Consider the following 15,269-nt stretch of genomic DNA (forward strand, 5'->3'; position numbering starts at 1 on the left):
ACCAAAGTGAAAAATGCTTTTTTAAATACTTTACTTTTATATCTTTTTTTCCCCAGCTACTTATGGGCCCGATTAACAGATATGACAATTTAGGAAAACAACTAAGCCAAGTCAATTTGTATAATTTTGCAAACATAAAAAAAGGACTATTTCTTGTTCTTTTTGGAGCTATGAAAAAATACTGTATTGCAGATTTACTTTACGAAAAAATATCATGCGTTTTTGATCATCATTATGCATCAATTCCTGGTCTTCTTATTATATTTTCTATTCTTGCCTACTCAGTATATCAGTATGCAGATTTTTCAGGTGGCATAGATATTGTTACTGGTATTGCCAAAATGTTTGGTCTTGATATGGCACCTAATTTTAAGCAACCATATTTTGCTATTACCCTTGGGGACTTTTGGAGAAGGTGGCATATTTCACTTGGTGCATGGATGAAAGACTATATCTTCTATCCTTTTGCCTTTACCAAGAGAATGCAAAACCTTTCAAAAAACTTATTGAAAATTAAAAATAAAAATCTTGGTAAACATCTTGCAAGAACCATACCTGCAGGGCTTGGAAACATTATTGTATTCCTTATTGTTGGAATCTGGCATGGTCCAGAAATGCACTTTGTAATATGGGGACTTTATAATGGTTTAATTATCGCATCAAGCGACTTACTCAAACCTTACTTTGAGAAAATTTCTGACATTCTTAAAATAGATGTAAAATCTAGAGTTTTTAAAATCTTTCAAATTTTCAGGACATTCATTATAGTAAACATCGGATGGTATTTTGATAGAATTACAGATGTAAAAGAAAGTTTAATTTATTTAAAGCAATCTATCACAAACATAACACAATACGAAATTTTATTAGAAAAAGATTATTTAAAATCAATATATGGTTCACTTGGGACTTTTATGGCAGAAGTAAACCTTATTTTTATCTCTAGTATAATTGTCTTAGTAATTAGTATATTACGTGAAAATAAAATTGATGTCTACGAAGCAATACAGCAAAAGAACATTGCCATACGCTGGGGTACATATTACTTATTAATGATACTCATAATTTTAAGTATGAGTTATGCTCCAGGAACACAGACATTCATGTATGCTCAATACTAAATGGAGATTTATATGAAATACACAGTTTTAGATTATCTAGAAGATACAGCCGCTAAATATCCTGATAAAGTTGCTTTCGCAGACATTAATGAAAGCATTACATGGTCAAAATTTGTCGAAAACTCAAAAAAGCTTTCGTACTTCATCGCAGAACATTTTGACAGAGGAATGGCAGTTCCTGTAATGATGGAAAAATCAGTCAAAACTCTTGAATACTTTTTTGCAGCCCTTTATGCAGGTTGTTTCTATTCTTATTTTGATTCCACTTTTCCAGACAGCAGATTAACTTCAATGATAGAAACCCTTGGAGTAACCAAAATTATTTCGGAAAGAAAAAACGAAAAAAAACTTTCAGGTCTTCCCGTTACTGCATTGTTCACCGATGAAGTAATCATAGAAAATAAGGAATCAGTCCAAGGCTCACGTCAAAAACTTATCATCGACACTGATCCTGTTTACGCAAACTTTACATCTGGTACTACAGGAACTCCAAAAGCTGTTCTTGTCAACCATAAGAATGTAGTTGACTTCTTAACCTGCTTTACAGAAATTTTTGAGATAAAACCTGAAGAAAACATCGCAAATCAGGCACCGTTTGATTTTGACGTTTCTGTCAAAGACATATTCAGCGGAGTCTTTACAGGCGCTACAGTTCACCTCGTTCCAAAAGCATATTTTTCATTCCCAACAAAACTTCTTGACTATCTGGAAGAAAGGGAAATCACTACCCTCATTTGGGCAGTTTCCGCACTCTGCATAATCTCTACACTAAATGGTTTCAGCTACAAGATTCCAGGAAAACTTAAGAAAATTATGTTCAGCGGTGAAGTCATGCCAATAAAACAGCTTAGGAAGTGGAAAGAAAATGTTCCTGATGCTGAATACATCAATCTTTATGGTCCTACTGAAATTACCTGCAACTGTACTTACTACAGGCTTCCAAAGGATATTCCAGAAGATTATGTAACACCAATGGGAATTCCTTTTCCTAATGAACGAGTTTTCCTTCTTGATGAAAATGACAATCTCATAACAGAAAAAAATATTGAAGGTGAAATCTGTGTAAGCGGTTCCTGTGTTGCACTTGGTTACTATGACAATCCTAAAACAGAACAGGTTTTCGTACAGAATCCAAGCAACAAAAAATTCTTTGAAAGGATTTACCGAACAGGAGACCTTGGAAAATACGGTGATGATGATCTATTCTATTATGTAGGAAGAAAAGATACTCAGATCAAACATATGGGACATAGAATAGAACTTGGTGAAATAGAGGGAACAATCGAAAAGAATTGCTCAATTACCCGGGCTGTAACAATTTTTACAAACAACAAGATCTATGCCTTCTACACAACTGCAGACAACAAGCCTGTTGAAAAAAAAGACATTGTTACTTCATTAAAAACTGATTTACCTGTTTATATGGTTCCGTCTGACTTCATACATATTGAAGAATTTCCACTCACAAAAAATGGAAAAGTCGACAAAAGGGCTTTGGAGGCAAAAATAAATGGATAAAAAACCACCATATTATGTTTTTGACTTTGACAAAGCGAAGGAAAGAATAAACATAATAAAGAACATTCTTCCTTCAAATGCTGAACTTTGTTACGCAATAAAAGCAAATGCATTTCTTCTGCACGCATTAAAAGAACAAGAAATTCTTTTTGAGGTCTGTTCAGAAGGCGAACTTGAAATATGTAGAAGACTTAAAGTGGATCCAAAGAAAATTGTTTTCAGCGGGGTAATGAAAAACCTTCTTATGATAAAGAAGGCCCTTGAATATGGAGTCAAAACAGTTACATGTGAATCCATTCTTCACCTTGAATGTCTCTGCAATGCACTTGAAGAAAACCAAAAACAGGAAATAATACTTCGCCTTACAAGTGGAAACCAATTTGGCATGTGTCATGAAGACATAAAAAATGCCGTTGAAATCATAAAAAATGATAACAGACTGATTTTAAGAGGCATCCATTATTTTACAGGAACAAATAAGAAACTCAGTAAAATACAGGATGAAACTGAATTCATACAGGAGTATTGTTCATCTTTGAATGCTGATTTTTCATTGGGAATCAATTCCATTGAATACGGTCCTGGTTTTGTCTTTGATTATTTTTGTCCAGAAGACTACAGCAACAATCTTGAAGATTTAAAAGCATTTTCTGACTCCATAAAAGATTCTTCCTTTAACTGGACTATTGAACTTGGCCGCTATTTAGCAAGTCCTTGTGGAGAATATTTTACGGAAGTCTGCGACGTCAAGCATGATGCAGAAAGCAATACAAATTATGTAATAATTGACGGCGGAATAAACCACATCAATTACTATGGTCAGATGATGGCTATGAAGGTACCTCCTATGGAAGTCATTAAAAAGACTCCTTCCTCTGTAAAAGATTCGGAAGACTACATGATTTGCGGTTCCCTTTGTACTACAGCCGACCTTGTCACAAGAAAAATCAACCTTCCACAATTGGTTCCAGGCGATATAATCAAATTCAAGAATATTGGGGCCTACTCCATTACGGAGGGCATATACCTTTTCCTGAGTCATGATCTTCCTGCTGTATATGGAAAAACCAACGGAAATCTGATAGAATTAAGACCAGTTGTTGAAACAAATAAACTTAACGCTTAACGGGAGTTAATATGGATCAGTTAATTAGCATCCTTTCAGAAATCAAACCTGATGTTGATTTTACAACAGAAACAGGACTCATTGACAATGCACTTCTCGACTCATTTGACATTGTTCAGATTGTAGGTCGACTTAATGAAGAATTTGACATTGAAATTACACCAAAGGATATTGTACCAGAAAACTTTAATTCTGCAGAAGCCCTTTGGAAAATGGTTGAAAGCCTTCAGTAAATTATTTTTAGCATTTAAGGGTGGGAAGAATGAAAATCGCAGTAGCGGGAACAGGATACGTTGGACTTTCAAATGCCATTTTGCTTTCACAAAACAATACGGTAATGACCGTTGACATCGTCCAGGCAAAGGTCGATCTCATAAACAAGAAGAAATCTCCAATAGTTGACAAGGAAATCGAAGAATATCTTTCAGAAAAGAAGCTTGACCTTACAGCAACAACAGATGCCAAGTCAGCCTATGAAAATGCTGACTATGTTGTTATCTCCACTCCTACCAACTACGATCCTGACAAGAACTTTTTTGATACCTCCAGCATTGAGGCGGTTCTGGACATTCTTGCCGAAATGAATTCAAACTCAACAATTGTAATTAAATCTACAATTCCTGTTGGATACACTGAAGGACTTCAGAAACGATATCCTTCCTTGGATATCATATTCAGTCCTGAATTTCTCCGTGAAGGTCATGCATTATACGACAATCTTTATCCTAGCAGAATTGTTGTCAGCTACCCTAAAGACAAGCCACAGTTAAAGAATAAGGCTGTGGAATTTGCAGGCCTTTTAAAACAGGGTGCACTAAAAAAGGACATTACGGTCCTTCACCCAAACTGCACTGAAGCAGAGGCTATCAAACTTTTTGCAAATACATACCTTGCCCTCCGCGTTGCTTATTTCAATGAACTTGATACCTATGCAGAAAGCCGTGGTCTCAATACAAAATCAATCATTGAAGGAATTTCCCTTGATCCTAGAATTGGAGACTATTACAACAACCCTTCTTTTGGTTATGGCGGTTATTGTCTTCCAAAGGACACAAAACAGCTTAAGGCAAACTTTAAAGATGTTCCTGAAAACCTTATCAGTGCAATAGTTGCTTCAAACACAACCAGAAAGGATTTCATTGCAGAACAGATAATTGCAAAGAAACCTAAGGTTGTTGGGGTTTACCGCCTTACAATGAAAGCCAACAGTGACAATTTCCGCCAAAGTTCCATCCAGGGAATCATGAAAAGAATAAAGGCAAAGGGAATTCCTGTCATTATTTATGAGCCAACATTCGAAGGTACAGATTTCTTCAATTCAAAAGTTACAAAGGATCTTGCTTCATTTAAATCAGAATGCGATGTAATCATCGCAAACCGTCTTAGCGAAGATTTGTCAGATGTAAAAGACAAAGTTTACACAAGAGACTTGTACTCAAGAGACTAATTAGGAAAAAAAATGACACCGAATTTATTGTACATTGATCCCGGAACGGGAAGCATGCTTTTTTCAATTCTTATTGGAGCACTTGCAACAGTTTATTTTCTTTCACGTGCAGCATTTCTCAAATTGAAATTCATTCTAACAGGTAAAAAAGGCGTAATAGATAAAAGTTCCCATAAATATGTAATTTACAACGAAGATAAAAGATATTGGAACGTTTTCAAGCCAGTTCTTGATGCTTTTGAAAAACATGAAACTGAAATTACATATTTTACATCTTATAAAGAAGATCCTGTTTTTTCATGCAATTACAATTATGTTGCTCCCCAATATATCGGAGAAGGAAATACTGCATATGCAAAACTAAACCTTCTTTCTGCAGATGTAGTTGTCATGTCTACACCAGGTCTTGACGTATATCAGTTAAAGAGAAGCAAAAATGTAAAGCATTATGCCCATCTTGAACATTCTGTCGGTGACGCAACCATGTACAGAATGTTTGGACTTGATTATTTTGACAGTATCCTTGTAACAGGAATGTATAAGGAAGCTGATGTAAGATATTTGGAAACACAACGAAAAATTAACAAAAAAGAAATTGTTTCCGTCGGTTGTACATACCTTGATGTTTTCAAGGAAAGAATAGACCAATTGCCAACAGAAGAGAACCATAAATTTACAGTACTTCTTTCTCCAAGTTGGGGACCAAGTGCGATACTTTCAAGATATGGTGAAAAGCTTCTTGATCCTCTTATTGCTACTGGTTGGAACATAATCATTCGTCCTCACCCGCAGTCTAAAATAAGTGAAAAAGAAACTTTGGAAAAACTTACAGCAAAGTACATAGATAAAGAGAATCTTATCTGGGATTATGAAAGCGACAATATTTATTCCATGAAAAAAGCAGACATCATGATTTCAGACTTTTCAGGAATCATCTATGACTATACATTCCTATGCGACAAGCCTGTAATGTATGTAAATGGAGATATGGATTTAAGAATGTACGATGCATACTATGTTCCAGGCCAGAAACCTTGGCAAGTAAACGCCGTAAAAAAATTTGGAATTGAATTAAATGAAAATCAATTTCCAAACATAAAGGAAATCATACAGAATGCCAGTGATAGCAAGGAACTTGCAGCTTTAAGACATGCCGCAAAGGATGAGGCATGGGAAAATATTGGCATTGCAGGCGAAAAAGTCTATCAGTTTGTTACGAGCAAAGGAAAATAATTTATGAACTTTCTTTTTACAATGATAATTACCCCAATAATTCAAATTCTAGAATTCTTTTTTACTTTTTTTTATGAAATTACTAACAACCAAGGCATTGCTGTAATAGGTCTTAGTTTTGTAGTTACTTTGTGTACACTTCCCCTTTACATGGTTGCTGAGAAATGGGAAGAGACAGAACGTAACATACAAAAAGCGATGAAACCAACTTTGGACAACATAAAAGCCGTATTCAGAGGTGACGAGCAATATATGATCATCTCAACATATTACAGGCAGAATCATTATCATCCATTGATGACTCTTCGTTCAAGTTTCAGTCTTCTCATTCAGATTCCTTTTTTTATCTCGGCCTATACATTTCTTTCCCATCTTGAAACATTAAAAGGTGTTCATTTTCTATTCATAGATGATTTTGGAAACCCTGATGCAACTTTCCACATCGGTAATTTTGCTGTTAACATTCTTCCAATCTTGATGACCCTTATCAATATTACAAGTGGAATAATATATTCCAAAGGACACGGCATAAGAGAAAAAATTCAGATTTTCGGGTGTGCATCTGTTTTCCTAATTCTTCTTTACAACAGTCCTGCAGGTCTTGTTGTCTATTGGACAATGAACAACATCCTGTCACTTGTAAAAAATGTATTCTACAAACTCAAAAATCCACTTAAAGTCTTATATGCAACAGCTTGCTTGATTTCAATTCTTTTTATAACAAGCTTATTTACAACATTAAAAAATATAGAGACAGAATATAAACTTATAATTTTCTTTATTTCAATATTAATTCCTTCAGTTCCTATTATTGCGAAAACATGGTACAAAATACTTGATTTTACATTTTATACTGACAAGAAAGTTTCTTTTTCTTCTTTTATAATTCCTGCATTTACATTGCTCTTGCTTACTGGACTATACATTCCATCAACTCTTATGGAAAGTGAACCAGAGCAATACTGTTATGTAGAAAAATTAACATCACCTTTTGAATTCCTACGATATACCTTCTTTCAAGCAATTGGTTTTTGTATTCTCTGGCCAACGTGTTTCTTTTCACTTTTTTCAAATAAAGTAAAGAAAAGCATGGTATTAATATACTCATCTGCTGCAGTTCTTGCACTTGTAAATTGCTTCTGTTTCTCGGAAGATTATGGCCCAATTCTTCCAGAGCTTATTTTTATGACCCCCCAGAAGTTTGAATCAACAAAACTTTCTCTACTACTAAACATAACCGCAATGATTGCTGGCATTGTATTCACATGTCTATTGATAAAATACATTAACAAACTTACAAAACCGCTTCTCAGTATAGTCGTATCAGCCCTACTTATTATCAGCGTAAAAAACATTCACTCAATTAACCGTGAATTCAAAAAAATGACTCCACCTGTTCCAAAAACAGAAATTGAAAAATCCTATCATCTTTCCAAAACAGGTAAAAATGTAATTGTTATCATGCAAGATAGATTTTTTCTACCACATGCCGACTTAATCCTTAATACCCATCCGGATATCAAGGAATTTATGGATGGATTTACTTTCTATAGAAACACTGTTTCTTTAGGTCCTTTAACAATGATTGGTACCCCAGGACTTTTTGGAGGATATGACTATTCTCCATGGGAAATAATGAAAAGAAAAGATGAAACCTTGCAAAAAAAGCACAATGAAGCACTATTAACTATGCCTCGTCTTTTCCATGAAGCAGGATATTCAGTAACGGTGTCAGGACTTCCTTATGAAAATTATCTTGAATACCCCGTCACCGACATGTATAAGGATGACGACTATGTAATTCGAGCAGAGACCCGCGGAATATACAGTGACTATTGGTATAATGAAAATGGTGTTAAAAAAGCTGAATACTTAGAACATGACATCAAGCGAAATTTCATCTGGTTCAGCTTATTTAAAATTGTGCCACCTGCTCTTCGCCGTTTCATATATCACGAAAAATATTGGACCTCTTTTGATTATTACAATGATGGACTTAGCAGGTTTATAGACAATTATTCAGAAATGGAATATCTATCTCAAATGTTCGATACAAATTCTAACGCCGATTCTTTCATCATAATTGATAATGAAACAGTACATGAATCAATTCCTTTATCTTTGGATACTCATAAACCAATCGATTACAATGGACAATACGGCGGAATGGACAAAGATAATTATTCTCATTATTCGACTATGGTTGCTGTATTTAATCAATACGAAAAATTTATTTCATTCTTAAAAGAAAACAATGTATATGACAACACAAGAATTGTTATAGTTTCTGATCATGGAACTACAAAATCAACTTCTAATACATTAATAAATAACATTCCTAATCTTAACAAAAACACAGTTGTAGCTTCTCTATTTGTTAAAGACTTCAATGCATCAGGTCCAATTAGTATAGATAATTCTTTTATGTGTAATGCGGACACTCCTTGGCTTGCTACAGAAGGAATCATACCAGAAGAAAAGCAGGTAAATCCATTTACAAACAAGCCATTAAAAAAAGAAAACAAAAACGACTGGATTAAGATTGATGTTGCAAGAGCGCAATCTACCCGCAATAGATTCAAATCTGGCTGGGATGTTCCTGATGACAAGTGGTTCACAGTTCATGACGATATCTATGTAACCGAAAACTGGTCACCACTGTTTAATAAGTAAGTTTATCAGTATAATTATTCTTCCGTATGTGTTACGGCTTTTATATTTGAAAGGAGGTTCTGCAATGACAGAAAAGGAATTTGACCTGCTTTATGCAGTTCATAAAAACAAGAGCATCAGAGATTTTGACAAGGAGACTATTTCAAATTGTGAAGCAGCCGGATTACTAAAAGACGGAAAAGTAACAGTCAAAGGTTACGAAGCCCTCAAACCTTATAAAGTAGACAACGCGATCATAATGGCAGCAGGTCGTAGCCGTCGTTGCATGCCTCTTTCCAATTATCTTCCTAAAGGTCTCTTTGAAATCAAAGGCGATACCATGGTTGAGCGCCAAATTAAACAGCTTAAGGATGTTGGCGTAAATGAAATAATCATTGTAGTTGGCTATAAAAAAGAAAAATATTTTGACATGGCAAAGAAGTATCCAGGTCTTATTGTCATCGAAAATACAGAATGGGAAGAAAAAAACAATACATCATCCCTATATGCAGCAAAAGATTATCTTAAAAATTCTTACATATGTTGCAGCGACAATTGGTTTGCCCACAATGTATATAAAGAATATGTATATGACTCATACTATGCTGCAAAGTTCAGTGATGAATTCATAAATGAGGATTTTGCAAAATCATATGATGAAAACGGGTACATAAAGGAACTTAAGCGCGGTGGTGAAAATGGCTGGTATGTAATCGGAGAATCATATTGGAACAGAGATTTCTCTTCAAAATTCAAGGAGCTCATGATTAAGGAATACTATGATCCAGAAATGAAATACATGCTTTGGGATCATTTCTATGCCAAACATATCAATGAACTAAAAATGAAAGTTATGCAGCGTGAAGAAGAAGACTGCAAGGAATTTGATACCACTGAAGAAATCATAGAATTCTATCCAGGTTTCAAGGATTTTGTAGAACAGTTTATTGCTGAAGAAGAAATGGAAAACCAGACAATTCGTCTTAATTATCTCTCAAACTATGCAGATACAAAATCCTATTCAGTTGTTGCAACAGAACAGTTTACAGGCCGTCTTCATGTTAACGAAAATCTTTTCAAACCAAGCCCCAAATGCATGGAAGTTTTGCATAATGCGACTTACGAAGATGTTATGCTCTATGATCTTAGCCGTGAAGATGATTTAGCTGTAGAAGTATCCAAAAGAGAAGGAATCGGAACTGATCACATTTTAATCCATTCAGGATCTTCTGATGTAATTAAAACAATCATGACATTGGTACTGAATAAAGGAGATACAGTACTTATTTCTTCACCTGCATGGAACTATTATAAATCCGTCGTAGAACTCCGCATGGCAAAGGCTGCATATTATGATGTAAAACCAGGAGAAAGCACATACGAATTTGATGTTAATGGTCTTCGAGAAAAAGCCCGTACGATTACTCCAAGAATAATCATTCTAACAACACCACATAATCCGACAGGCGCATTTCTTGCTCAAAAAGACCTTGAAACAATCATAAAAGAAAATCCTGCATCTCTTGTAATTGTAGATGAAGCTTATCTTGGATTTGGTCCTAAAAAATATGATGTTGTACATCTTCTCAATACATACTCAAATGTTGTATTTAGCCGCACATTTTCAAAGCTATATGGATTAGCTGGAGTTCGTGTTGGATACGGAATTTGTAATCCTATGGCAAAGCAAGTATTCAGACTTGATGTTAATCCATTCCGTGTAAACAATATCAGCCGTAAAATGGCGATTGCAGCCCTTCAGGATCAGACATATTATGACCAGCTACTTTCAGACATTACCGCAAGCAGAAATTTCTTTATTGCTGAGATGAATAAGCTTCCTGGCGTAAAAGCCTTTGAAAGCAATGCAAACTTCGTTTTTATCCATTTTGTGGATATAGATACCCAGGCCTTGAAGGATTACTTGCAGAAGAACGGTTATCTTGTAAGGCTTTGGACAGAAGGAAGCCACCTTGCAATGAGAGTTACACTTGACCGTAAGGAAGTCATGGAAAAAGTAATTGAGCTTATTAAAAACTTCATTTCCAAATAATCATATATGTAAACCTGCAGTTCATCATTGATCTGCAGGTTTTTAATTAAATAAATCTATAAATGGCCATAATTGAACAGAATATTTCAATATAATATACTATTTAAATGGCAAATTTCTTTTATTCTTTAATCATCTACCCTCTTACTCAGATAATTGAACTTGTTTTTTGTTTTTGCAATAAACTCTTTGACAATGAAGGCTTTGCCTTGATTGGGGTAAGCATTGCTGTAAGTTTACTTACACTGCCGCTTTATATTGTTGCCGAGGCATGGCAGCAGGTTGAAAGAGACAAGCAAGGACTGATGAAATCCCAAATAGACAGGATTAAATCTACCTTCAAAGGCAACGAACAGTATATGATTCTTACCACCTATTACAGGGAATGTCATTATCATCCTATAATGGGACTTCGTTCAGCTTTTGGACTTTTAATCCAGATTCCATTTTTCACAGCAGCATATTCCTGTCTAAGTACAATGGAAGCATTGAAAGGACAGTCTTTTTTCTTTGTCCGTGATATGGGAGCACCTGACGCAACTTTCATGATAGGCACCTTTGCCGTAAACATACTTCCTATTGCAATGACACTTATAAATGTTATTGCAAGTGCAATATACCTCAAAGGACTTGGATTCCGGGACAAGATGCAGACCTATGGTCTTGCCCTCCTTTTCCTTGCACTCCTCTACAACAGTCCTGCAGGTCTTGTCATTTACTGGACAATGAACAATGTTTTCTCACTTGTCAAAAATGTTTTTTACAAGCTCAAGAATCCTGTAAAAGTCCTCTACTGGCTTGGCTGCGCTTTCGTATCTGCACTCATCCTTTACCTTATTTTTGGTCATCCTGTCTCTGCAAAAAGAGCCGTCCTCATTGGTGCAGTTTTTTCCATCGTCTATTTTATTCCGCTTATTGTTAAGCTCTGCAATTATATTCTTGATAATGTTTTTATATGCCTCAAGGAAGACAGAAAAATAAGAACAGTGCTTTTCATGATTTCCTCTTTTGCACTTGCAGTTCTTATTGGTCTCTATATTTCTTCAAACCTTATTTCCTCAAGTCCCATGGAATTTTCAGGCATTGATGGCTATGGCTCTCCAATGTTTTTTGTATGGAATACATTTTTCCAGGCAGTAGGTCTTTGCTTTGTCTGGCCCGTTTTGATTTATTTTCTTTTCAAAGAAAGAATTCAGTCTTTGATGAGTGCTGGATTCTTTGTTCTTCTTATTACCTGTCTTTTGAATGTTTTTGTTTTCCCAGGAAATTACGGAACGCTTTCAAAACTCTTGACTTTTACAGATGTTGCAAATGTTGACTCATCACTAACACAATATGGAATCAACATAGCAAGTCTTGCGCTCGTAGCTGCAATTATTATTGTTCTATTTAAATCCAAGCTTGCAATAATATATTCGTATATTTCAGCACTTCTACTCTTCGTTCTAGTATCAATTTCGGTTTTCAACAGTTCTACAATTTCCAAAGGATATAAAGAATACCTTGCCGTATCAGAAACTGAAAATGCAGATGAAATCAAACCTGTTTTTAACTTTTCAAAGACAGGAAGAAATGTCCTCCTGATTTTCCTTGACCGTTCACAAAATGGATATGTTGAACCTGCCTTTGAACGCTGTCCACAGTTGAATCAGCAGATGAGTGGCTTTACTCTCTATAGAAATACAGTTTCCTACAATGCTCATACACTCATAGCATCTCCTGCCTGCTACGGTGGTTATGAATATATTCCAGAAGAAATAAACAGGAAAGAAAACCAGACTCTTGTTGAAAAACAGAACGAAGCAATCTTAATGCTTCCAAGAGTTTTCTCTGAACAGTACGGATATTCTGCGACCGTTGCAGATCCTCAGTGGGCAAATTACAGCTGGATTCCTGATCTTACTATCTTCAATGGCTACCCAAAAATCAACAGCATCAATCTAGAAAAGAAATATCTTGGCCTATGGTATAAAGAACATCAAGATACGGCAAAAATTTCTGTTACTTCAGATACCCTGAAAAGAAACATTTTGTGGTATGGACTTTTCAAGTCATCTCCTCTTGTATTGAGGCCTGCCTTCTATAACGACGGAAAGTATTGGTCAACAAATACAAGAAACGGTGATTTTGATGACTATCTTGCAGGCTATTCAACTCTTGAATACCTTGAACGTCTTTCTACCTTTAGCAATGGTCAGGATTCTTTTATCACCATGTCAAATGAATGTACTCATCAGAGCATTCTTCTCCAGGCACCTGAATACAGGCCAGCTTCTAATGTAAAGATCATCGACACTGGATCTAAATGGGATGGTAATGACTCATTCCATTCTTTGGCAGGTGCATTGAACCGTCTTGGAGAATTCTTTGAAGTCTTGAAAAAGAATGGTTGCTATGACAATACAAGAATTATTATTTACGCTGATCATGGATGTACGGGCTATACTTTTGAATTCCCTGTTACTGATAAATTCAACTCATTAAACCCAGGCTGTTACAACCCTATGCTTATGGTAAAGGACTTCTACAGCGATGGTCCCCTTACTGTAAATGATAATTTCATGACAAACGCAGATGTTCCATATCTTGCAACAATGGGAATGGAAAAGGCTGTTAATCCGTTTACAGGAAATGAAATAAAAACACAGAAAGAAAATGGTGCTTTGGTATGCACAAGCAGAATGTTCATGCCTCATCACATTTCATCAAAATACATTTTTACACCCACAGAAAAAAACGAATGGTGGCGTGTGAAAAACGACATACACGATCCTGACAATTGGACACAGGAATAATATTACAGTCCAAGGAGTAAATATTTATGATTATAAATTTTCTATACATCGACCCAGGTACTGGATCAATGCTTTTTTCAGTCCTTATTGGTGCAGCAGCAACTTTATTCTTTCTTGCCCGTGCCCTTTTACTAAAGCTAAAGGTTTTAATCAGTGGCAAGAAGGATGGAATTCAACTGGATTCATCATATAAAAAATATGTAATCTATAATGAAGGCAAGCAATACTGGAATACATTCATGCCTGTAGTACAGGAATTTGAAAATAGAGGTATTGAATTGACTTATTACACTTCCGCAAAAGATGATCCTGTATTTGAAACTACATGGAACCATGTAAAGGCTGAATTCATTGGCGAAGGAAACAGTGCTTTTGCAAAGCTCAACATGCTTTCTGCAGGTTTTGTTCTTATGACCACACCAGGTCTTCAGGTATATCAGCTTAAAAGAAGCAAGAATGTAAAGCATTACAGCCATGTTCTCCACATGCCAAATGATGCGACAACATACAGACTTTTTGGACTTGACTTCTTTGATTCAGTTTTGCTTAGCGGTGACTATCAGGCAACAGACCTTAGAACTCTAGAGGAAATGCGCGGCATCAACAAAAAGGATCTTGTAACAGTCGGCTGTCCTTATCTTGATGTTTACAAGAAAAATATCGAGGAAATTCCAGAAGAAGAAAACCACCCATTTACAGTTCTTGTTTCTCCTTCATGGGGAGATGTAGGTATCCTTAAAAAGCATGGAGAAAAACTTCTTGATCCTTTGAGCAAAACAGGCTGGCGCATTATTGTTCGACCTCACCCACAGTCAAAGAAATCCGAGGCAGACATGCTTGCCCGTCTTGAAGAACGTTATAAAGATAATAGCAACATTGTTTGGGATTATGAAAGGCAGAACATCTACTCTCTTAAAAAAGCGGATATAATGATTTCGGATTTCTCTGGAATTATATTTGACTATACATTCCTTTGCGATAAACCTGTAATGTATGTTGCAGGCAACATAGATCTTAAGCCTTATGATGCTTATGATCTTAATAAAAAACTCTGGCAATATGAAGTTCTTGAAAAATTTGGAACTGAACTTGATGAAAATCAGTTTGAAAACATAAAGGAAGTAATCCAGTCTATGTCCGACAGTAAGGAGCTTGCAGAACAGAGAAAACTGGCTAAGGAAACAGCCTGGATGCACCAGGGAAATGCAGGAAAAAATATAGCCGATTACATGATAAAAATTATTGATGGTGATTGTTAATTATTCTTTATCCGCTTGATAAAGAATGAATTATATATATTTTTAAATCAAATAAGAAATGCGGA

Annotated in this window: 10 protein-coding genes; all 10 read left to right on the forward strand. The window is 35.5% G+C overall.

Annotation, left to right across the window (positions count from 1 at the left end):
- A partial coding sequence (locus ACKI39_RS11870) for an MBOAT family O-acyltransferase (protein WP_407400799.1) occupies nucleotides 1-1,121 on the forward strand: 1,121 nt, incomplete at its 5' end.
- A 12-nt stretch (nucleotides 1,122-1,133) separates the two neighbouring features.
- Nucleotides 1,134-2,639 (forward strand): amino acid adenylation domain-containing protein, encoded by a 1,506-nt coding sequence (locus tag ACKI39_RS11875; protein WP_407400801.1) that lies wholly within the window; start codon nucleotides 1,134-1,136, stop codon nucleotides 2,637-2,639.
- Complete coding sequence (locus tag ACKI39_RS11880) at nucleotides 2,632-3,765, forward strand: diaminopimelate decarboxylase family protein (RefSeq protein WP_407400803.1); 1,134 nt, start codon at nucleotides 2,632-2,634, stop codon at nucleotides 3,763-3,765. The genes ACKI39_RS11875 and ACKI39_RS11880 overlap by 8 nt, the downstream gene beginning before the upstream one ends.
- An 11-nt stretch (nucleotides 3,766-3,776) precedes the next feature.
- Nucleotides 3,777-3,998, forward strand: coding sequence for an acyl carrier protein (locus tag ACKI39_RS11885; protein ID WP_407400805.1), 222 nt, complete (start codon nucleotides 3,777-3,779; stop codon nucleotides 3,996-3,998).
- 29 nt (nucleotides 3,999-4,027) lie between these two features.
- The gene (locus ACKI39_RS11890) at nucleotides 4,028-5,212 is read left to right on the forward strand and encodes a nucleotide sugar dehydrogenase (RefSeq protein ID WP_407400807.1); all 1,185 of its coding nucleotides are present in this window, start codon (nucleotides 4,028-4,030) and stop codon (nucleotides 5,210-5,212) included.
- Between the two features lie 54 nt (nucleotides 5,213-5,266).
- On the forward strand, nucleotides 5,267-6,445 hold the full coding sequence (locus tag ACKI39_RS11895) for a CDP-glycerol glycerophosphotransferase family protein (protein ID WP_407400809.1): 1,179 nt from the start codon (nucleotides 5,267-5,269) through the stop codon (nucleotides 6,443-6,445).
- Between the two features lie 3 nt (nucleotides 6,446-6,448).
- Entirely contained in the window at nucleotides 6,449-9,118 is a 2,670-nt protein-coding gene (locus ACKI39_RS11900) for a YidC/Oxa1 family membrane protein insertase (protein ID WP_407400811.1), read from the forward strand.
- Nucleotides 9,119-9,182: 64 nt separating this feature from the next.
- Entirely contained in the window at nucleotides 9,183-11,150 is a 1,968-nt protein-coding gene (locus tag ACKI39_RS11905) for an aminotransferase class I/II-fold pyridoxal phosphate-dependent enzyme (RefSeq protein ID WP_407400813.1), read from the forward strand.
- 107 nt (nucleotides 11,151-11,257) lie between these two features.
- Complete coding sequence (locus ACKI39_RS11910) at nucleotides 11,258-13,945, forward strand: YidC/Oxa1 family membrane protein insertase (RefSeq protein ID WP_407400815.1); 2,688 nt, start codon at nucleotides 11,258-11,260, stop codon at nucleotides 13,943-13,945.
- A gap of 26 nt (nucleotides 13,946-13,971) precedes the next feature.
- A complete protein-coding gene (locus tag ACKI39_RS11915) occupies nucleotides 13,972-15,204 on the forward strand; it encodes a CDP-glycerol glycerophosphotransferase family protein (protein ID WP_407400817.1) in 1,233 nt (410 codons plus the stop codon).
- Nucleotides 15,205-15,269 lie beyond the last annotated feature (65 nt).

The sequence above is a fragment of the Treponema sp. genome, assembly GCF_045641405.1.
In the GTDB taxonomy this organism is placed as follows: Bacteria; Spirochaetota; Spirochaetia; order Treponematales; family Treponemataceae; genus Treponema_D.

Excerpts from the sequence above, each read along its gene's own strand:
- ACKI39_RS11910 (WP_407400815.1), top strand. The coding sequence starts at position 11,258 with ATGGCAAATTTCTTTTATTCTTTAATCATCTACCCTCTTACTCAGATA.
- ACKI39_RS11895 (WP_407400809.1), top strand. The coding sequence starts at position 5,267 with ATGCTTTTTTCAATTCTTATTGGAGCACTTGCAACAGTTTATTTTCTT.
- ACKI39_RS11885 (WP_407400805.1), top strand. The coding sequence starts at position 3,777 with ATGGATCAGTTAATTAGCATCCTTTCAGAAATCAAACCTGATGTTGAT.
- ACKI39_RS11900 (WP_407400811.1), top strand. The coding sequence starts at position 6,449 with ATGAACTTTCTTTTTACAATGATAATTACCCCAATAATTCAAATTCTA.
- ACKI39_RS11875 (WP_407400801.1), top strand. The coding sequence starts at position 1,134 with ATGAAATACACAGTTTTAGATTATCTAGAAGATACAGCCGCTAAATAT.
- ACKI39_RS11880 (WP_407400803.1), top strand. The coding sequence starts at position 2,632 with ATGGATAAAAAACCACCATATTATGTTTTTGACTTTGACAAAGCGAAG.
- ACKI39_RS11890 (WP_407400807.1), top strand. The coding sequence starts at position 4,028 with ATGAAAATCGCAGTAGCGGGAACAGGATACGTTGGACTTTCAAATGCC.
- ACKI39_RS11915 (WP_407400817.1), top strand. The coding sequence starts at position 13,972 with ATGATTATAAATTTTCTATACATCGACCCAGGTACTGGATCAATGCTT.
- ACKI39_RS11905 (WP_407400813.1), top strand. The coding sequence starts at position 9,183 with ATGACAGAAAAGGAATTTGACCTGCTTTATGCAGTTCATAAAAACAAG.